At 69.2% G+C, this 19526-nt stretch carries 18 protein-coding genes; 4 read left to right on the forward strand and 14 right to left on the reverse strand.

All coding sequences use genetic code 11. The features are described from left to right. Positions 1–3: 3 nt before the first annotated feature. The 3 genes from DKL51_RS20210 to DKL51_RS20220 are packed head-to-tail and all read right to left on the reverse strand — an operon-like array spanning position 4 to position 3058. Positions 4–1053 (reverse strand): histidine phosphatase family protein, encoded by a 1050-nt coding sequence (locus DKL51_RS20210; protein ID WP_109966244.1) that lies wholly within the window; start codon positions 1051–1053, stop codon positions 4–6. A gap of 11 nt (positions 1054–1064) precedes the next feature. Next, entirely contained in the window at positions 1065–1976 is a 912-nt protein-coding gene (locus DKL51_RS20215) for a catechol 2,3-dioxygenase (RefSeq protein ID WP_109966245.1), read from the reverse strand. Next, positions 1976–3058 (reverse strand): catechol 2,3-dioxygenase, encoded by a 1083-nt coding sequence (locus DKL51_RS20220; RefSeq protein WP_109966246.1) that lies wholly within the window; start codon positions 3056–3058, stop codon positions 1976–1978. The genes DKL51_RS20215 and DKL51_RS20220 overlap by 1 nt, the downstream gene beginning before the upstream one ends. Before the next feature lie 98 nt (positions 3059–3156). Between DKL51_RS20220 and DKL51_RS20225 the strand changes: the two genes are divergently transcribed. From DKL51_RS20225 to DKL51_RS20235, 3 genes are read left to right on the forward strand one after another with little or no spacing between them, the layout of a single operon-like run. After that, positions 3157–3816, forward strand: a complete 660-nt coding sequence (locus tag DKL51_RS20225; protein WP_123809793.1) for a hypothetical protein — start codon at positions 3157–3159, stop codon at positions 3814–3816. A gap of 38 nt (positions 3817–3854) precedes the next feature. Next, positions 3855–4592, forward strand: coding sequence for an IclR family transcriptional regulator (locus DKL51_RS20230; protein WP_165824581.1), 738 nt, complete (start codon positions 3855–3857; stop codon positions 4590–4592). Continuing rightward, positions 4580–5827, forward strand: coding sequence for an alpha/beta fold hydrolase (locus tag DKL51_RS20235; protein ID WP_109966249.1), 1248 nt, complete (start codon positions 4580–4582; stop codon positions 5825–5827). Before DKL51_RS20230 ends, DKL51_RS20235 begins: the two co-directional genes overlap by 13 nt. A 244-nt stretch (positions 5828–6071) precedes the next feature. Here the strand turns inward: DKL51_RS20235 and DKL51_RS20240 are convergent, their stop codons facing one another. Then, positions 6072–6971, reverse strand: a complete 900-nt coding sequence (locus DKL51_RS20240; protein WP_109966250.1) for a cupin domain-containing protein — start codon at positions 6969–6971, stop codon at positions 6072–6074. Between the two features lie 196 nt (positions 6972–7167). On the opposite strand from DKL51_RS20240, the gene DKL51_RS20245 reads away from it, so the two are divergent. Next, positions 7168–7767 carry an FUSC family protein gene (locus DKL51_RS20245; RefSeq protein ID WP_109966251.1) on the forward strand — a complete coding sequence of 200 codons (600 nt, stop codon included), beginning with the start codon at positions 7168–7170 and terminating at the stop codon, positions 7765–7767. Positions 7768–8474: 707 nt separating this feature from the next. Here the strand turns inward: DKL51_RS20245 and DKL51_RS36955 are convergent. The 10 genes from DKL51_RS36955 to accB are packed head-to-tail and all read right to left on the reverse strand — an operon-like array spanning position 8475 to position 19504. Continuing rightward, positions 8475–8804 (reverse strand): hypothetical protein, encoded by a 330-nt coding sequence (locus DKL51_RS36955; RefSeq protein ID WP_311768071.1) that lies wholly within the window; start codon positions 8802–8804, stop codon positions 8475–8477. Next, positions 8740–9522, reverse strand: coding sequence for an IclR family transcriptional regulator (locus tag DKL51_RS20255; protein ID WP_109966252.1), 783 nt, complete (start codon positions 9520–9522; stop codon positions 8740–8742). The genes DKL51_RS36955 and DKL51_RS20255 overlap by 65 nt, the downstream gene beginning before the upstream one ends. 27 nt (positions 9523–9549) lie before the next feature. Next, positions 9550–10416: an amidohydrolase family protein gene (locus DKL51_RS20260; RefSeq protein WP_185734862.1), complete on the reverse strand. Its 867-nt coding sequence runs from the start codon at positions 10414–10416 to the stop codon at positions 9550–9552. A gap of 17 nt (positions 10417–10433) precedes the next feature. Then, positions 10434–12452 carry an acetoacetate--CoA ligase gene (locus DKL51_RS20265; RefSeq protein ID WP_109966254.1) on the reverse strand — a complete coding sequence of 673 codons (2019 nt, stop codon included), beginning with the start codon at positions 12450–12452 and terminating at the stop codon, positions 10434–10436. After that, positions 12445–13536 (reverse strand): PEP/pyruvate-binding domain-containing protein, encoded by a 1092-nt coding sequence (locus tag DKL51_RS20270; RefSeq protein WP_109966255.1) that lies wholly within the window; start codon positions 13534–13536, stop codon positions 12445–12447. The genes DKL51_RS20265 and DKL51_RS20270 overlap by 8 nt, the downstream gene beginning before the upstream one ends. Next, positions 13533–15359: a PEP-utilizing enzyme gene (locus DKL51_RS20275; RefSeq protein WP_109966256.1), complete on the reverse strand. Its 1827-nt coding sequence runs from the start codon at positions 15357–15359 to the stop codon at positions 13533–13535. Before DKL51_RS20275 ends, DKL51_RS20270 begins: the two co-directional genes overlap by 4 nt. After that, positions 15356–16201, reverse strand: coding sequence for an HAD-IIA family hydrolase (locus DKL51_RS20280; RefSeq protein ID WP_109966257.1), 846 nt, complete (start codon positions 16199–16201; stop codon positions 15356–15358). The genes DKL51_RS20275 and DKL51_RS20280 overlap by 4 nt, the downstream gene beginning before the upstream one ends. Beyond that, positions 16195–17664, reverse strand: coding sequence for a pyruvate/oxaloacetate carboxyltransferase (locus tag DKL51_RS20285; protein ID WP_109966258.1), 1470 nt, complete (start codon positions 17662–17664; stop codon positions 16195–16197). Before DKL51_RS20285 ends, DKL51_RS20280 begins: the two co-directional genes overlap by 7 nt. Further along, a complete protein-coding gene (locus tag DKL51_RS20290) occupies positions 17661–19016 on the reverse strand; it encodes an acetyl-CoA carboxylase biotin carboxylase subunit (RefSeq protein WP_109966259.1) in 1356 nt (451 codons plus the stop codon). Before DKL51_RS20290 ends, DKL51_RS20285 begins: the two co-directional genes overlap by 4 nt. Next, the gene (gene accB / locus DKL51_RS20295; protein WP_109966260.1) at positions 19013–19504 is read right to left on the reverse strand and encodes an acetyl-CoA carboxylase biotin carboxyl carrier protein; all 492 of its coding nucleotides are present in this window, start codon (positions 19502–19504) and stop codon (positions 19013–19015) included. The genes DKL51_RS20290 and accB overlap by 4 nt, the downstream gene beginning before the upstream one ends. Positions 19505–19526 lie beyond the last annotated feature (22 nt).

Genomic DNA, 19526 nt, shown 5'->3' on the forward strand with positions numbered 1-19526 from the left:
ACGTCACTCCTGGAAACGGGGGTCGGAGTTGGGAGGCAGGGCATCGAGGTCGGGGATGACGACCTCCTGGACACGGTTCCGGTAGAGGACGAGGGCGGTGGTACCGCCGGCCACGAGCCGCACGCGGACGAACTCGGTGTTGAACGGCTCGCCGGGGTCGTAGCCCATCGCCAGAGTGGCGAAGGCGCGGATCGGGCCCGAGTGCGTGGCGACGACGACAGTCCGGGCGGAGGTCTGGGCGTGGACGGTGAGGATGCCGCGCCAGAACCGGCGTACGCACGACACCGGTGGCTCGAAGTACATCATCGGCATCGTGAGCCAGTGGGTGATCGGGTCACCGCCGCCCTGCTGGATGCCCCAGAAGCGGTCGATGTCGACAAGCCACCCGGGCCGCTCGCCGAGTCCGACCCGCTCGTACTTCTCCATCTCCCGGTGGTAGATCCGGAAGGCGCTGGTGACGTCGCGGGGACCCTCCGGCGTCGCGACCTCGAAGTTGCGGAAGTTCTGGTCGTCGCGGAGTTGCCCGATGCTGGGGTTGCCCCGGCCGTACAGTTCGATGTTATCGAGCAGGCCGCGGCGCAGATGCTCGCCGGTCTGGCGCGCGCGGTTCGTCGGCGCACACAGCAGCTCGACCGTCATGCCGTCGGTGACCCGCCGGGCGAACTCCTGGCCGCGCCGGTGTGCCTGCCAGGAGCCCAACGGCGTGAGGCCCGACTCCGAGGAGTAGCCCTGGGTCTCTCCGTGCCGGACCAGGTAGATGTCGCAGTCGATCGTGGCGAGCTGGTCACGCCGCTCCGGCACGATCTCCTTGGTGCGGGTCACCTCGGCCCAGGCGCGCGACGAGCCGACCACGTTGCCGTCATACATGACCGGGTCGCTGCGATGGTCCCGACCGCGGAACTGGCGCAGGTAGAGCGGGATGGATTCGTCCTGCTCGTCCGGCACCGCCGCTGGCACCGAGCGTCGCGCCCGGTGGCGGGTCAGGTACGCCGGCGCGTCGGGGCGCTCGGTGCGTGGCAGCGCCGACGAACTGCTCTGGTCCTCGATGGTCATCTCCAGGCCTCTCAGCTGTGCACCGTGAGGAACTGCTGGTTGACGACGCCGTCGTAGTAGAACATCGCCCTGCCCATCTCAGCCTCGGTCCAGGTGATCGGCTCGGCCCCGGGGTCGACCCAGTAGCCGCCGGTGAACATCTCGTTGCGGTTGCCCACCGGATCGAAGAAGTAGAGGCACTGGCCGCGGGTGGCGCCGTGTCGCGTGGGGTTGGTCTCGACGTGGACACCGTGGTAGACGCACACGTCGGCGGCACCCCGCAGGTCGTTCCAGCCGTCGACCCAGTAGGCGAAGTGGTGCAACCCGTGGTTCGGGCCGGTGATGAACGCGATGTCGTGCGAGCGGTGGGACACCTCGAGCCAGCTCGCGATCTGGAACCCGTCGTCCCCGAGGACCTGCTCGGTGAGCCGGAAGTCGAGGTGCTCGCTGAGGAAGCGGGTGTTGGTGTCGACCTCCTCGGCGGTCAGGAAGATGTGGTCGACCCGCGGCGGCGCGATGCCGACCAGGCCCATCGGCCGCGGCGGCGGGTTGGTTTGCGGGAGCAGGTTGCCGACCTGCTGCATGCCGTAGACCAGCTCCATCTCGTGGCCGCTGGGCAGCGTGAAGCGGATCGATGTCCCGTGGCCGGGCGCCCACTCGTCCGCGGCGAAGCGGCGAACGGCGACGCCGGCGGCTTCGAGACGCGCCTGATAGTGGTCGAGGTCCTCGGCGTCGGTGACCTTGAACCCGAAGTGGTTCAGGCCGTGGGTGGGCTCCAGGGTCAGGATGACGCTGTGGTGCTGGTGCTCGTCCCAGCACTTCAGGAAGACCCGGGAGGAGTCCCTCCCGGTCTCGATCATGCCGATGACCTCCGAGTAGTAGGCAGTAGCCAGCTCGAGATCGGGGACACGGATCTCGACGTGGGAAAGTCGCAGAATTGTCATCAGGTGTGCACTCTCATGAAGCGGTCGTTGAGCTCGCCCTCGTAGTAGAAGACGGCGCGGCCGATGTTGTCCTCGGTCCAGGTCAGGGTCGGGAAGTCGGGATCGGGGCGATAGCCACCGGTGAAGACCTCGTTGCGCGTCCCCAGCGGGTCGAAGAAGTAGATGGTCGAGCCACGGGTGATGCCGTGCCGGGTCGGACCAACGTCAAGCTGGATGCCGTTGTAGGCGAGGATGTCCGCCGCATCGCGCACGTCGTCCCAGTCGTCGAGCCAGAACGCAAAGTGGTGGAGGCCGCCGTTGGCGCCCTGGACGATCGCGAGGTCGTGGGGCGAGTGCGACCGCTCCAGCCAGGTGCCCAACTGGTGTCCGTTCCCGTCGAGGAGCTGCTCCGTGATCCGGAAGCCGAGCACGTCCATGTAGAACCGCGTCGACTCTCCGACCTCCTCGGCGGTGATCAGCATGTGGTCCATCCGTGGCGGCGCGATCCGGTCTCGCGCGAACTGGCCGTCGTCGCCCAACGAAGGATCGGGCTGGTGCCGGGGCCGCGACGTGCCGACCTTCTCGACGTCGGCCACGAGCTCCATGAGCTGCCCGCTCGGGGTGGAGAAGCGGATCGACTCTCCCTGGCCCACGGCCTCGCCCTTGCTGATCCGCTCGACAGGGAACCCGTACCGGGAGACCTTGTTCTCCAGGTCGGCGAGGTCGTCCTCGTGGTGGACCTTGAACGACATCAGGTGCATCCCCATCCGGGGCGCGTAGCGCAGCCGCAGCGAGTGGTGGTCCTCCTCGTCCCAGCACTTGAGGTAGACCGAGTCCTCGGTGAGCGCGCTGATCTCCATTCCCATGACGCCGGTGTAGTAGGCCGCGGCCAGGTCGAGGTCGGTGACGGTCACGTCGACGTGACCGAGGCGCAGGATGCCGCGCGGAGGGCCGGCCACCGTGCTGGGCCGCGCCTGGCGTGTGTCGGACGGGTCGAACCTTGCTCCGTCGGGCGGGGCGTCGGGCGCGAAGATGCGCCGCGTGCCCGCCGGCGTGCCCTCGACCAGATCGCGGTGACCTGTGGCGCCGTTCACATCTTCCATGTCGGAGAACGTACGCAGTGGTTTCTGACCGCGGCTCCACTGTTCCGCTATGCAGAACGGAAGATGGTCGATCGGGCCAGACACGTCATTCTTGCAGGGTGAGTGATGAACCGCCCCCCGCTCGACCGGAGGCGATGCGCGACCTCGTCAGGGAGTACGTCTGCGCCCTGCACACGACGTACCTTGACCATGTCGGTCACCTGCCGCCGGCCGAGCGTGGAGCACTACCCCTGGTCGCTGCCGGCGAGGTCACCGTGGTCGCGGCGGCCGCCCAACGGCTGCACCTCGTCGCCACCACCGAACCGCTGCCCGCGCCGCAGGGTCCGGAGGTGGAGTTCGCCGACGAACACCACGGCATCGCCTGGACGGTGCGGTTCTACGACCCGTCGGTCCTGCCCGAGCTGGGTCTCCTCGCCGAGGACGCCCCCAAGGACGTACGACGCATCCTCGGGATCACCAACACCGTCTACCACCTCACCGTTGCCGTCGGCGGCGGCCTAAGCGGGCACCACGCCCAGCACTCGGGCGTCGCCCTCGCCAACCAGCACGCCAAGACCTTCCGCGACCTCGACCGGATCCGGCGCGCGCTGCCCCGCCAGCAGCGCACCGTCGACGAGTTCGGCGTGTGCGCACGCCTCGGCCTCGACCGCGCCGCCGCCCTCCTCGCCGCCGACCTCACCTCCGGGCGGGTCGCCCCCGAGGCAGGAGCGCCAGCCGCCTCCTGCCTCGCAGCAGTCCTGGACGACGTCACCCGATGAGCACGGGAACCTCACCAGGCGCCGAGCGGCTCTCGAGCGTGACCGCGGCCGCGCGGATCCTCCGGGAGTTTGGCAAGCACAGCACCCAGCTCGGCGTGACCCAGCTGGCCGGCCGCGTCGGCGTGGGCAAGAGCACCGCCCACCGGATCATCTGGACTCTCGTTGAAGAAGGTCTACTCGAGAAGGTCGAGGAGACCGGGCTCTTCCGGCTGACGACGACGATGCGCTCACTCGGGGCCAGCGCCGAGACCGCCCAGCGCCTGCACGAAGCGGCGACGATCCCGCTCGACCAGCTGCGCACCAAGACGGCCGGCACCCTGCACATCGCCATCCTCGACGGCATCGATGTGCTGTACGTCGAGCGGAGGGAGGGGCCGGGCGCCATCCCGGTCTTCCGGGCGGTCGGCAGCCGCAACGCGGCGCACGTGACGTCCAGCGGCAAGGTGCTCCTGGCCTTCCTCCCGGCTGACCACCAGAAGCGCCTCGTGCAAAGCATGCGCCTCACGCCCAGGACTCCCCGCACGATCACCTCCAAGTCGGCGTTCCTTGCCGAACTGACCCAAGTCCGGCGCCAGGGATACGGCGAGAACCGCGGGGAGTCCCAGCCCGGCATGTGCTCGATCGCGGCGCCGATCCGCGATCCCCTCGGCCGGGTGGTCGCCTCGGTGTCCGTGGCGGAGTACGTCGAGGACGTGGAGGCCGGGCTGCGACACCTCATCCGCCCCATCGTGGAGACCGCCATGCGCATCTCCGCAGGACTGGGATGGCACGAGTGAGCGGAACATGGGAACGCGTCTGTCGCGTCGAAGAGGTCGTGCCCGACCAGCCGGTCGGGAAGGTCATCGGCGACTCCGGCCAGGACCGGGACCGGGTCTGCGTGGTGGCCAGGGACGACGGGGAGTTCGTCGCACTGCTCGACCGCTGCCCGCACCGCGACATCGCGCTCTCACGCGGGATCGTGAAGAATGGGACGCTCGTCTGTCCCGGGCACTTCTGGCGCTTCGACCTCACCACGGGAGAGCGCACCGATCTGCCCGACCACGGCGCGACGGTCTATCCCACCCGAGTCGTCGACGGCTGGGTCGAGGCGCTGCTCCCGCCGCTCAAGCCCTACCGGTCGATGCGTGCATGGCTGCTTGCCCAAGCCAGAGAAGGGAAGCCCACCATGCAGGAGACTGCTCCTACTAGCCCGGAGATCGGCGAAGCCGTCGACGTCAACGGAATCCGCACCAACTACCACGACATCGGCTCCGGAGACCCCATCGTCCTCATCCACGGGTCCGGTCCCGGTGTCAGCGCGTGGGCCAACTGGCGACTCACGCTGCCGTCCCTGTCCGAGCGTTTCCGCGTCCTCGCCCCGGACGTGCTGGGCTTCGGCTACACCCAGCGTCCGGAAGGCGTGCGCTACGACCTCGCGACCTGGACCGACCATCTGGTCGGCTTCCTGGACGCACTCAGCCTCGAGCGGGTGTCGGTGGTGGGCAACAGCTTCGGCGGCGCGCTCGCCCTCAGCCTCGCCACGAGCTTTCCGCGGCGGGTCGACAGGCTCGTGCTCATGGGGAGCGTCGGCGTGCCGTTCGAGCTGACCCCGGAGTTGGACGCCGTCTGGGGCTTCGAGCCGTCCCTGCCCAACATGCGTGCGATCCTCGATGTCTTCGCGCATGACCGCTCACTCGTGGACGACGACCTCGCCCGGCTCCGTCTCGAGGCCGCCACCCGTCCCGGAGTACAGGAGGCCTACCGCGCCATGTTCCCGGCTCCGCGACAGGCCGCCGTCGATGCCATGACGCTCGATGAAGGGCTGATCCGCGCGATCGAGCACCCCACCCTCGTCGTGCACGGACGCGACGACCGCGTCATCCCCCTGCGCAACTCCCTGCGCTTGCATGACCTGATCAGCAAGTCTCAGCTCCACGTTTTTGGCCGGTGCGGGCACTGGGTACAGATCGAGCACGCCCACGAGTTCAACCGACTGGTCGCCGACTTCCTCGACCCGTGTCATGGCCGGTGACCTCCACCGCAGGGCTTCTGGAGTGAACGTGGGATCCTCACCGTGTGGGTGATCTTGTGGTGAGAACTACCTACCAAGGGCCCCACGCCCACTTCCAGCACTGCCCGATCTCATCGCTTTCGCCCGTGTCGCGCCAATCAACACTTTCGCGTTGCCGGGATCAGCTCAGTGGGGTTCCGCCCGACTGGCGAGGCAATGGTCGGCTCAACGCGGAGGCCATTCAGCCTGAGGTGCCAGTTGGCGGTCAGGCCGGGTATCGCGGGATGACCGGCGTGTGGTTGATGTCGGGACCGAAGAACATGAACACCACCAGGTCGGTCGTGCCGATGTTCTCGACGATGTGCGGCAGCGTTGCCACGTCGTGGCTCACGAGAAGCTCGTCCCGGTCGGCGTCGCCGCCCCGGACGTCGTGGCCGCAGTACCGCCCGCTACCCGACCAGACAAGGAGCGAGTAGACGCCGTTCTGGGTCATCGTGTGTCGGGCTCCGGGCGGGACGACGATTTTCTTTCCGCTGAGCTTCCGGTTGTTGTAGAAGATCCACCACTCGCGTCCGCCGCCCGATCCGGTGTCGATGGGTTGCGGAGGCAGGTGGTTGTTCTCGTAGAAATACGGGTCACCGTTCAGGTCCCACTCGACGAAGCCGAACGGGAGGCGCTCGCCGTGGGTGCGCCGGTCCTCCGGGCATACGTCCTTGAAGAGCAGCTCCTTTGAGATGATCCGGCCGGCATTGAGGGCCTGGAACATGGCGAAGACGTCAGAGTCCTCCTGGAGTTCGACGGTCAGCGCCGTGCCCGGCCCGTGCAGCACCCCGGACGGCACCTGGAAGCCCTCGCCCGGCACCTGCAGCTCAGCGCGCGAGTGCCGCAGGATCAGGTCGCTGTCCCATTTGACGAGGTACGGCAGGAGCACGTCGTACGCGCGCTCGCGGACGATCCACGGATGCACACCGAAGAACGTCTCCGGGTGCGGACCGGTGTCGACGCCGGTGGGGAAGAAGTAAGCCTCGTCCTTCGACCGCCTGCCTACCAGCTCGGCGAAGCGCTGCGGCGGGTGGAGGTGGTACGGGATGCGGGCACCATAATCGAGCAGCTTCGCCAGGCGCCCGAGGCCGTGCGGGTGGCTCGCCGCGTACGCCTCGCCCATGATCGCGGCGGGGTCGGCGGCGACCGCGTCCCGGCCGGACCCCCTTCACCTGACACGTCCTCATTGCGATGCCGATCGTGATGGGGGTCTGGATGCTGCCATCGCGCGTGCGAGTCGCTCTGATGCCGAGCTGCCCGCTGGTGACAAACGCGCTGGGCCCTGAGGTTCGGCAGGAAAGAGCGGGGTAACTCCGGTCATGGGCGCTGATCGAGACGGCCGGCCCGGCCCCGACACCGTCACCGAGCAGGCCAAGGGCATCACGGCGCGGGCCCGGCGCCGTGGTGGTGAGGCGGGCAAGCTGCGGCTGCTTCACCTCGAGGTCATCCTGGTCGTCGCCGTCCAGTGCGGGCTTGCCGCTGCGCTGTCCTGGGTGATCGCGCACGAGGTGCTGGATAGGCCAGCGCCGGTCTTCGCGCCGAGCGTGGCGGTCGGCACGATCGTCGCCGCCCTCGGTCAGCGTGCCAAACGTACGTTCGAGCTGATGCTCGGCGTCGGGCTAGGCCTGTTAGTCAGCGATCTTCTGGTGCTCTTCATCGGGTTCGGGCCCTGGCAGATCGGCTTGATGGTGGCGCTGGCCATCGCCGTCGCACTGCTGCTGACCGGACGCAGTGGCGCGCTGGTCGCCCAGGCCGGCAGTACCGCTGTGCTGATCGCCACGCTGTCACCGACCACACGAGACCTCGAGTTGCCCCGGATCCTCGACGCCGTAGTGGGCGGCGTCGTGGGGTTGGTAGTGGTCGCGGTGCTGCTGCCGATCAACCCGATGCGCGTTCTCGACCGCGCGGCGCACCGGTAGTCGAAAGGCTCTGCGGGCAGCTTCGGGAGATCGCAGGCGCACTCACAGAACGGAACCCGGACCGCGCGATACGGGCACTGGAGCAACTCCGTGGCATGCAGCCCGACCTGGCCCGGCTGCATGAGGCACTGGGTGGCGCCAAGGAGGTGGTGACGATCTCGCCGTCGCGCTGGCGTGGCCGACGCGATGTGGAGCGTTACCAGCGTGGCATGCAGCACTTTGACCGCGTGACGCTCGAGTGCCGGGAGCTGGCCCGCTGGGCCAGCACCAGCCTGCAGTACGACGAGCCGGTGCCGGAGGAAGTCGTTGCCGCCGTGGAGCGGCTCGGCCAGGCGGTCCAGCTACTGCACCAGGAAACCCGGCAGGGCCAGCCACAGGAGCAGACACGCCAGGCGGCCCTGGACGCCGCGCGCTTGGCCGGCCGGGCCCGCGCAAGAGGCGTGAACTCGTACGCCAACGGCATGGTGACCCAGCTCCGCACGGCCGCGAGTGACCTCCTTCGAGCGACCGGGTACGAGCCGAAGACGGCCAACCGGATGGCGCGCGAGGCGGCGCAGGGGGGCTCCGCCTATAGGCCTGACGCGGGTATGGCGCAGCGGGCTGGGCACCGCCTGCACGAGGTCGACCATGGCCGGCTGGTCACGCAGCAGGACACGGTAGATGAGCAGGTCGTGGGCGTCGATGACGGCGGTGTCGGCGTGCAGCCGCTACGCCATAGTCAGCGCCTCGCGGGCCTCCTCGTAGGAGCGGGCGATGCCGTACAGGCCGGGGTGCGGGCGGCCGACCGCCACCTGCCACCGCAGGCCACGCGGCAGCCGGTCCAGCTCCGCGTGCATCAGCCGGCCGAGGTTGTCCACCGAGGCGCCCTCGCCGGAGCCCCGGTCAGGCGTCACCGTGCCCGCCGGGGCGATAACCCCGAGTAGCCTGCTGGCTCCTGAGCGAGACGGCCGGGGGCTGCTCTGTCGGGAGCACTCACCCGGACCACGGAGCCGCAGCGCGCCCACTGAGTCGTGCGGCCAAGTCTGTAGCGACCGCATTGAGCGCGTTCACGTACCGCTGCACGTCGGCCCGATCGAACCGGGCGGTCGGCACCGCGACCGTGAACGCCAGCCTGGTGCATCCGTCCGGGCTGGGCACGGTGACGCCGACGCCGCTGACGCCCGGTTCGGTCTCCTCAAGGTTGGTGCCGTAGCCCAGCCGTCGCACCGTCGACAGGTGGCGGGTGAGCGCCTCGACCGTCGTGTAGCGGGCGGTCGGCCACGGCGGCAGGCCGTCGCGGTAGAGGCGCTTCAGGTCGTCGGGGCAGAGGGCGGCGAGAAGTGCCTTACCGCCCGCCGAGCAGTGGGCCGGCATGCCCACACCGATTCGTACGCCGACACGCAGCGGTGCCTGGCATTCGATTCCGTCGATAAACCGGATGTTGACGCCCTGCAGCTCCATGACCTGGGCCGTTTCCTGTACCCGCTGTTGTAGCAGCTGCAAAGACGGGCGGGCGAGGTCCCGGAGGGCGGCCTCGGATAGACCCAGTTGTCCCCCGACACCCCAGGCCGGTCCGGCGTGGTAGCGGCGGTCGCGATCCTGGACGGCGAACCCGCGGTGCACCAGGGCGGCGAGGAGTCGGTGGGCGGTGGACGGGACAACGTTCAGCCGCTCGGCCGCCGCCTTCACGGTCAGCGGCCCGGCGTCCCGCAGAAGGATCGCCAGCTGCAGCGCGCGGTCAACCGATTCCAGAGGTGGTGAGGTGTCGTTGTTCATGGTGAGGTTGGGTCTTTCCTGAGGAGATCAGGCTAGCCGCAGTAGCCGGGCCGCGTTGTCCTTCAAGATCAGCTGTCGGACATCGTCCTTGATCTCCAGGTCTGCGAAGGCGGCGAGCCACCGGTCCGGGGACAGGACTGGATAGTCGGAACCGAACAGCACCTTGTGCTTGAGTAGCGAACCGGCCTGCCGCACGAGTTGCGGTGGGAAGTACTTCGGTGACCAGCCGGACAGGTCGATGTACATGTTGGCCTTGTGCGTGGCGATAGAGATGGCCGAGTCCACCCATGGCACGGACGGATGGGCCATGATCATGTTGAGCTGCGGGAAGTCGGCGGCGACGTCGTCCAGCAGCATCGGGTCAGAGTAACGCAGCTTGATCCCTCGGCCGCCAGGTAACCCACTGCCGATGCCGGTCTGTCCGGTGTGGAAGAGGGCGATAACGCCAAGCTCCTCCAGCGCGGCGTACAGCGGATAGAACTGCCGATCGTTCGGCTCGAACGCCTGCAGGCTCGGGTGGAACTTGAACCCGCGGACGCCGTACTCGCTCACCAGGCGTCGGGCCTGCGTCACGGCGTCCCCGCCGCGCCACGGGTCGACGGAGCCGAACGGGATGAGCACGTCGGCGTGGCTGGCGGCCTGCTCGGCGATCTCCTCGCTGGACAGCGGCGGATGTCCCAGGCCCGTCGACGCGTCCACGGTGAACACGACTGCGGCGATGCGCCGGCTCCGGTAGTGGTCGGCCAGCTCCTCGATGGTCGGCGTGCGGTTGTCACTGGAGCGGAAGTACTTCGCGGATGCCTCGAGCAGTTGATCGTCCAGGGCGAAGTTGTGGTGGTGGTCCGCCTCGATGTGGGCGTGGACGTCGATCGCGGAGATCTGTTCCAGGTCGATGCGGGGCTGATAGCGACTCACTGGAGGTTCCCTTCGGCTGCCCGGGCGCGGCTCAGGGCGATGAAGGCATCGATCGCGCCCGCATCGGCGAGCGCATCGCGATCGGCGACGGTGTCCGGGTTCTCGCCCCGCAGGATGCGCTTCACCGGCAACTCCAACTTCTTTCCAGTACGGGTATGGGGGACGCGCGCCACCCGGACGATGCTGTCCGGGACGTGCCGGGGCGAGAGCTTCGTGCGTAACGCGTTGTTCAGCTCGCGCCGAAGGGCATCCGTCAGCGGGCCGCCATCGCTGGTCACCACAAAGAGCAGCAGTTCACCCATGCCGCCCGCCGGGTCCTCCAGGTGGATCACCAGGCTGTCGGCGACGCCGTCGATCTCCTCGACGACCCGGTAGAACTCGGCCGTGCCGAGCCGGACGCCACCCCGATTCAGGGTGGCGTCCGAGCGCCCGGTGATGACGCAGCTGCCGACGTCGGTGAACCGGATCCAGTCGCCGTGCCGCCAGACGCCGGGATAGGTGTCGAAGTAGGCGGCACGGTATCGGCTGCCGTCCGGGTCACCCCAGAAGCCGACGGGCATGGAGGGCATCGGCGTGGTGATCACCAATTCGCCGAGCTCGCCGACGACGGCGTGGCCCACCTCGTCGAAGGCCCGCACGTCCGCGCCGAGGCTGGCGCCGGAGATCTCCCCCACCCAGACCGGCAGCAGCGGATTGCCCTGCACCAGTCCGGTGCAGACGTCGGTGCCGCCGCTGCCGACGTTGAGCAGGACGTCGTCGCCGAGTTGCTCGTTGATCCAGCGGTATCCCTCGGCTGGCAACGGGCTGCCCACCGCGCCCACCTGCCGGATGCTGGACAGGTCGAAGTCCTTGCCCGGAGAGAGCCCTTCCCGGCGGCAGGCCATCACGAACCCGGAACTCATGCCCATCAATGTGGGGCGGGTCTCCTCCGCGAGCCGCCACTGGGCGGTCAGGTCCGGGAACTGCGGGTTCCCGTCGATCATGACGATCGAGGCGCGGACCAGCAACGCCGATACCAGCGCGTTCCACATCATCCATGTCGTCGTGGTGAACCAGAGCAGCCGGTCACCGGCGGCCAGGTCCCAGTGCAGGGCGTGGTTCTTCAGGTGCTCCAGCAGGACGCCGCCGTGGCCGTGGACGATCGGCTTCGGCTGGCCGGTGGTGCCGGAGGTGAACAGGACCGACAGCGGGTGGTCGAACGGAACCGCTTCGAACGCCAATTTCTCGATCTCGGTCGAGGGCACGCCCGGATCGAGGAGCCGGTCCCAGTCGGTTCCGGCGGGCGCGGCGAAGTGTCCGTAGGCGACCCCGATTACGTGCTCGAGGGTTGGCAGCCCGGCCGCGATGGCGCTCGCCTGCTCGCGGCGGTCGACGTCCTTGTCGCCGTACCGGTAGCCGCCGACCGCGAGCAGCACCTTGGGCTCGATCTGCCCGAACCGGTCGATGACGCTGGGTGCGCCGAACTCGGGGGCACAGCTGGCCCAGACCGCGCCGAGGCTCACCGTTGCCAGGTACGCCACCAGCGTCTCTGGGATGTTGGGCAGGTAGGCGACCACCCGGTCACCGCGCCCGACGCCGAGCCGGCGCAGCCCGGCCCGGGCCCGGCGGACCTGGTCGGTCAGTTGACCGAAGGTGAGCTCGACCGGTGGTCGGGTCTGGGAGTGGGCGATGACGGCCGTGTGGTCGGCGTCCTCGGCCAGTCCGAGCGCGTGTTCGGCGTAGTTCAGCGTGGCGCCGGGAAACCATTGCGCGCCCGGCATGTCCCGTGAGTCGAGCACCTTCTGGTACGGAGAGTGCGCCTTGACGCCGGAGAAGTCCCAGATCGACGACCAGAATCCCTCGAGATCGTCGACCGACCACCGCCAGAGGGCGGGCCAGGCGTCGAAGTCCAATCCACGCTCGGCCTTGAGCCAGTCGAGGTAGCGGCCGAGCACGGACGTGGACCGCACGTCGGGCGCCGGTCGGGTCAGCTGCTCGAGATGCTCCCCGTCGTCTCGGAGGTCGTTTTCAGTCATGATTGTGCACCGGTCCCGAAGCGCTGGCGGCACCACTGATGCTGCCCGTGATCCAGGTCAGGAAGCCCGCGCCCGCCTCGAAGGCGGGGGCACGGTCGGCGTTCGCCCACACCGTTTCCGGGCGGCACTGCAGCAGGATCAGGTTGCCGCCCGCGGGCAGGTCACCGTCGATGGCGAACTCGATGTCCTGCGGCCCGCCGTTGAGCCGTTCAAGCCGCTTGCCGAGCTGTGCGAGCGCGGTTACCTCCGCGTCGTCCAGAGAGAGCGAGTAGCGGCGGTCGGCCGGCACCTCGGTCGGCGCGTCACCGCGCCGGTATTCGATCCGCTTGTCGCCGGGCACCCGGTCGACCACGGTCAACCCGACCTTGTTCACGATGAATCGGTCCGGCGTGACCTCGCCGCCGACCACGGCCAGGCCGAGGCCCCAGCACGACTCCAGCACGATCCTCGACCGGTCGCCGGTGATCGGGTCGAGTGTGAACATCACCCCCGCCGATCGGGCACGGACGGTCTTTTGCACGACCACAGCCATCTCCACGGTGTGCAGGTCGACGCCCCGCTCCAGCGCATAGGCCAGCACCCGACCGCCGTAGACGCTGGCGTAGCAGCGGTGCACGTGGGCGACGACCTCGGCGGCGCCGACCACGTCGACCCAAGTCTCGAACTCGCCGGCGAAGCTGTCGCCGGCGGAGTCCTCCGCCGTGGCGCTGGACCGGACCGCGACCGGCACGTCAGTGACGGCCGCGCCGCGGCACAGCTCGTGGTACGCGGCGGTCACCTCGTCTGCCACAGCGGCTGGGATCGGTGTGGCCGTCATCAGCGCGGCGATCTGCTGTTCGACCCGGGCCCGCTCGGTGGGGTCGGCCGGATCGGCCTCGTCGAGCAGGGCGGTGATGTCCCGCCGCAGCGTGCCCTGCTCGATGAAGTCGCGGAACGCCTGGGCGGTGAGGGTGAAGCCCGGCGCGACGGGGAGCCCGGCGGAGGTCATCACCGCCAGCCCGTGGGCCTTGCCGCCCACCTCCCGGGCGTCCCGGCAGCGCTCCGAATCGAAGGTCGCGGTGTACATCGTGGCGGCCCCGATCATGCGTCGGCCAGGACGGTGACGACCCCGGTGTTGCCGTCGACACGCACCCGCTGCCCGCTACGCAGCTTCGCGGTCGCGAATCCGGTGCCGACGACCGCGGGAATGCCGTACTCGCGGCAGACGATCGCAGCGTGGCTCATCATCCCGCCGATGTCGGTGACCACACCGGTCGCCACGGAGAACGCCGCGGCCCAGGACGGCGCCGTGATCGGCGCGACGAGGATCTCGCCCGGCTGCAGCAGGGCCAGGTCCTTCTCGGTGCGGAGCACCCGGGCGGGACCCTCGATGACGCCCGGGCCGCCCGGAATGCCGGACAGCTGTTCGGCTGCGCCGCTCGCGGCGCCGAGCCAGTCCTGGACCCGCTCGGTGGTGACGCCGTAGTTCATCACGGCGAACGGGTCGGTCACTTCCGCCGGCGGCACGCCGTAGGCCGGCGGCGCGGGCTGCGCCTGCAGTGCGGCGACGATCCGCCGGCGGGCGGTGATCTTCTCCCGCGAGCGGTCGATGCCGCGTGCCCGGACCCCGATCGCCCAGGACTGCACGACGTCGGCGAGGACCTCGTCCAGCTCGAACCGGTTGAGGTAGAAGACGTCGTCGCGCTCGACGGTGAACCCTGCCGACACGAGGAAGTCGCCCAGTTCCCACGCCTTCTGCCAGAAGACGGAGTGGGTCCAGTGCTCGACGTAGATGTTGTGTTCCTCGATGTACGGGAAGACCTTACGGGCCAGTCCGAGCAGCTCGTCGAACTGCTGCGCCTCCTGCTCGGTGAGCAGCGCGCGATACTCGGCGACGATGTCGTCGCGCTCCTGCCGCAGCCGCTCAACCGGGCGGCTGATGTCCTCGCCGGCCTGAATCTTGGCGGCGTAGCGGGCGATGCCCTGGAACGGGATGGCGGGGTTGCTCAACCAGGTGTCCTGGTCGTGGGTGAAGCCGTACTCGGCGAAGTAGTTGAACCAAGGGTCCTTCGCGTTGTCCAGCGCCTTCAGCCAGGTCTTCCCGTTCTCCAGGTCGCCGAACTCGCGGATGATCTCCTGCAGGTCCCGGTCCGCCGTCAGGCGCTCGGCGAGGCCGAGGTCGTTCGCCAACTGGGCGAGCTTGCGCAGCTCGTCGTCGGGCCGGAAGGCGAGGACGTCCACGCCGGCGACCATGCGGGCGATGTCCTGCTCGCTGATCTGCGGGAACGCCTGCTTGCAGAACTGGAAGAAGACGATGTAGCCGCCGTACCCGAGGTTGAGGAACTCGAAGTGGTACTGCCAGACGAGGAAGAACTCGTCGATGAGCCGGTGGTAGTTCTCGATGACGTTCCAGGACGTCGACTTGCCGCGGGCCTCGGTGACGACCTCGATCGGGTCCAGCTCGCCCAGCGGTGGGAAGCTGATCGTCCGCATCGACTCGACGGCGCCGGTCATCTTCTCCTTCCACCGGCCGTAGAGCTCGTCCCAGTTGGCGTAGTAGTGCCCCGCCCGCTCCTGGAACAGCGCCGCCCGGCGGCCGATCTCCTCGGGATCGGTGACGGCGATGGGGCAGATGTAGACGTAGCCGTTCTTGATCCGCACGTCCAAGCCGAGCGCGGCTGGCAGCACGAAGATGCGCGTGCTGTTCTGCCCGGCGCCCAGGTAGACGGCCTCGGCTCCGATGCTGTCGAAGGGGTGGGCTCCGCGCGACCAATGCATCGTGTCGGCGAACCAGAATCGGGAGTCCTCCACCTCCGCGGTCTCCGCGCTGGGCACCAGGTAGTAGGGGTACATCGACTCCCAGCCCTCGGCGCCCTCAGGCGCGGGGACCTCGGCGAAGAACGGGAAACGGGTCTGCTCGTGGGTCATTGCGTGACTCCTCGCAACGATGCGACAGATGGGGGAAGCGACGCGTGGAGGGCGGCCACGTCATCGAGGACCAGATCGGGGTGTTGCCCTCCGGGGAGGACGGAGAGGTCGGCGGCGGTGGTGGCGCCGCTGAGGACCAGCACCGCGCGGGCGCCCATGTGCCGGGCGAGCTGAACCTCGACCAGCGCGTCGCCGACGACGGCGACGACCGCTTGGGCGCCCAAGCGGCGGGACAGCGTCTCGGCCAGGCCGGGTGACGGTTTGCCGAGCACCTGCGGCACGACGCCGGTCGCCCAGCCGATCGCGTTGGCGATCATCGCGGACACCGCGACCGATTTGCCGAGTCCCCCATGGAACCAGGGGACGTCGACGGTGGTGTAGAGCGGGGCGCCGGCGTCGACGGCGAGCCCGGCGGCGTTGAGCAGCGGGGCTGGGTAGTTGTCGGCCACGCCCACGACCACCACGTCGGCGAGGTCCGCATCGGCGGGGTCGGCCAGGCTGACCCCGTGTCGGCACAACGGATCCGCGACGCCGTCGGCGCCGACGACGAGGACCCGGGCGCCGGGGTGGTGCACGGCAACGTAGTCGGCGGCGGCGCTGCCCGCGGTGACGAACTCCTCGTCGGCGACGTCGATGCCGTTGGCGCGCAGGTGGGCCGCGTACCGGGCCGGCGGTCGCTGGGATGCGTTGGTGCAGACGATCAGCTCGTGGCCGGCGGCCTTGAGGTCGCGGACCAGTTCCGCGGCGCCGGGCATGGCGGCGCCGCCGGCGCCGCCAGGCGACGCGGTCCGCATGAGGCAGCCGTCCACGTCCAGCACCCAGGCCGTGACCCCGCTCAGCATGTCGTCCCCTTTCCTCGTTGCAAGGAGAAGGACGTGTCGCCGGCACTGATGGAGAAGGACGTGACATTGGGCCGTTCCTGCACCGTCGTGAGCAGGCTCTTGAGCGTCTTGACGGTGCTACGTCCGCGGGCGGCCACCATCGCGTCGACCTGCTCGGCCGGCATCACGGCCCGCATCAGCAGGTCCTCGTCGCTGAGGTCGCGCCCGAAGCGGCCCCGCAGATCATCGATCGTGACCTGCTCGCTGCCGTCGTTCACCGGCTGCTGCCCGCGCCTGGTCGCCATCGCGCGATCGAGCAGGTCCTGGTCGACCGGGCCGGGCAGGGGGCCGAAGTCGCCGCGAAGCAGATCGATGACCTCGTCGGAGAGCTGCCGGTACCGCTCCCCCGAGATCACGTTCAAGGTCGCCTGGGTGACGATGTACTGCGCGAACGGGGTCATCACGATGGGCCAGCCAAGATCTTCCCGGACCTGGACGGATTCCTCGATCACGGCCGGAAACAGTTCGGGCCGGCCGATCTCGCCGAGCTGACGGGCCAGTGTGGACTGCACGCCGCCCGGGATGGTGTGCCGGTAGTAGCCCTCGTCGTACTCGTTCGGAGAGCCCACCGGAAGCCGCTTGATCCTCGCCTGCCGCTGCAGGTACGCCGAGGCGCGCTGCATAGCGTCCTCTTCGACGGCGACCTGGTGCCCGCGCGCCCGCAGGTTCTGCACCAGTCGCGGCGCCGACGGGTGCGAGCTGCCGTTGGCCAGTGGCGGCAGGGCGCAGTGGATGGTGTCGATGCCCAGATCGGCGGCGTCGAGGACGGTCAGCGGCGACACTCCGGTGGTGCTGTGGCTGTGGATCTCGTTGAGCCGCAGCCGCTTCAGGCGCGACTGCAGCATCGGCACGAGGGTGCGGACCCGTTCCGGCGTGAGCAGACCGGCCGGGTCCTTGAGGTAGATGCTGTCGATGGCCGGGCAGTCATCCAGCTCGGCGATCTTGTCCGCGAAGTACTCGTCGGTGTGCACCGGGCTGGTGGTGTAGCAGATGCCACCCACGACGTCGGTGAATCCGGCGCGTTTGGCCAGCTCCGCCGTGCGGCGCGCGCCCGCCATGTCGTGCATTGGGTCGATCACCCACAGCCGGCTGATCCCGTTACGGACCAGCAGCCCGAACGCCAGCTCGAACAGCGCATCGGGCGTGCGGTAGAAGGTGATGAACCGCTTGCCGGTGGTGAGGAACCCGAGCGGGGTGTTCGGCATCCGGTCCCGGGCCGCGCGCAGGCGTTCCCACGGGTCCTCCCGGTGGTAGCGGACCGCGGTGGCCAACAAGGTGCTCGATGCCAGCTCGACGGCGCGGTAGCCGACCCGGTCCAGGTCAGCCGCGACCCCCTCCACCATCCGCGTCGTCACGCCCACCGCGCCCCAGATGCTCTGGTTGCCATCGCGAAGCGAGACGTCGACCAGCCGGACCTCGCTCATGCCTGGCTCCCCTCGCTCAGCAGCACGTCGCCGAGCCAGTGCGTGGTCACGGTGTTGTCCGCGTAGTCGTTGTGGCCGACGATCTGTCGCAGCAGTCCCAGCGAGGTGGTGATGCCGCCGATCTCGAAGCGGTCGAGGGCAGCGCCCATCCGGCCCACGGCGGCCGCCCGATCCGGGCCCCAGGTGATCAGCTTGCCCATCAGTGCGTCATAGAAGGGCGGGAACCGGTATCCCTCGTAGATGTGCGAGTCCAGGCGGATCGCCCCGCCCACCGGCGGGCGCCAGACCTTGACTGTGCCCGGCGTGGGGTGCAGCGCTCGGGTGGGATCCTGGGCGGTGATCCGGCATTCGACAGCGTGTCCGGTCAGCCGGACGTCGTCCTGCGTGATCGTGAGCGGTTCACCGAGCGCAACCAGCAGTTGCTCGCGGACCAGGTCGACGCCGGTGACCGCCTCCGTCACCGGATGCTCGACCTGCAGGCGCGGATTCACCTCCAAAAAGGCGACCTCGTCCCGGGCCGGGTCGTAGAGGAACTCCACCGTGCCCAGACCCACGTAGTCCAGCGCCCCCGCGATGCGTAGCGCGCTGTCGTGCAGCAGCCGCCGCGTCTGCGCACTGAGGACGGCACACGGTGCCTCCTCCACCAGCTTCTGGTAGCGGTACTGCACCGAGCACTCCCGCTCGCCGAGATGGATGCGGTTGCCGTGCCGGTCCCCGATGATCTGCACTTCGACATGCTTGGCGTCGTGGACGAACCGCTCGAGGAAGACGCTGCCGTCGCCGAACGCGGACTGGGCCTCCGCGGACGCGACCGACCATGCCTCGGCCAGCCCGCCCGGCGAGGCGACGAGCTTCATGCCGCGTCCGCCGCCGCCGTGGGCGGCCTTGATGAGGACGGGGAATCCAGTCCGTTCGGCGAGAGCCTGGACCTCGTCCACGGACCGGGCGGTGCCACCAGGCGAGACGGGAACGCCGAGCGAGGTGGCGAGTTCCCGGGCGCTGAGCTTGTCGCCCAGCGCCTCGAGGGCGGCGGGAGCCGGGCCGACGAACACCAGACCGTTCTCCGCGCAGAGTCGCGCGAATTCGGCGCGCTCGGAGAGGAAGCCGTATCCCGGGTGGACCGCGGTGCATCCGGTCGACACGGCCGCCTGCGCGACGGTGCCGAGCGCAAGGTAGCTGTCGACGGGTCGCGGACCGCCAAGCACCACCACCCGGCCAGCGCGGCGGGCCGCCAGGGTGTCGCGGTCCGCCGCGGAGACGCCCAGCACCGTCTCGAAACCGAGCCGATCGCACGCCTCGATGATCCGGACGGCGATCTCGCCCCGGTTGGCGACGAAGACCCGGTGTGTCACGCTGCCACCCGCACGGCGAAGATCGGCTGGTCGAACTCGATCAGATCCCCGTCGCGGGCGAAGACCCTGGTCACCTCGCCGCTGACGCCGGCCGGCACGGAGTTCATGAGCTTCATGACCTCGACGATGCAGACCACCGTGTCGGGATCGACCTTGTCACCGACCTCGACGAACTGTGCCTCGCCGGGCTTGGGCGACCGGTAGAAGGAACCCAGCATCGGGGCGCGGATGGCGACTTCGTCCTCGTCCAGTGACGCCGTGGCGCTCTGCCGGACCGGTGGGGTCGCTTTCGTGGGCGCCGGCCGGCTGACGGCCCCTTGGCTGGCGGCCACGTCCCGGCTCTGGGGCGCCACCATACCGGCCTCGTCCAGCGGGCCGCCGCGGCTGACCGCGATACGAAGATCGCCCTTTTCAAATCGGAACTGCATGAAGTCCGTCTTGTCCAGCAACTCGACGACGGCGGCGAGCTCCTCGAGATCCAGGTCCATTGGCGGCTACCTCCACCATCTT

This window comes from Micromonospora globispora, from assembly GCF_003857015.1.
Classification (GTDB): domain Bacteria; phylum Actinomycetota; class Actinomycetes; order Mycobacteriales; family Micromonosporaceae; genus Micromonospora; species Micromonospora globispora.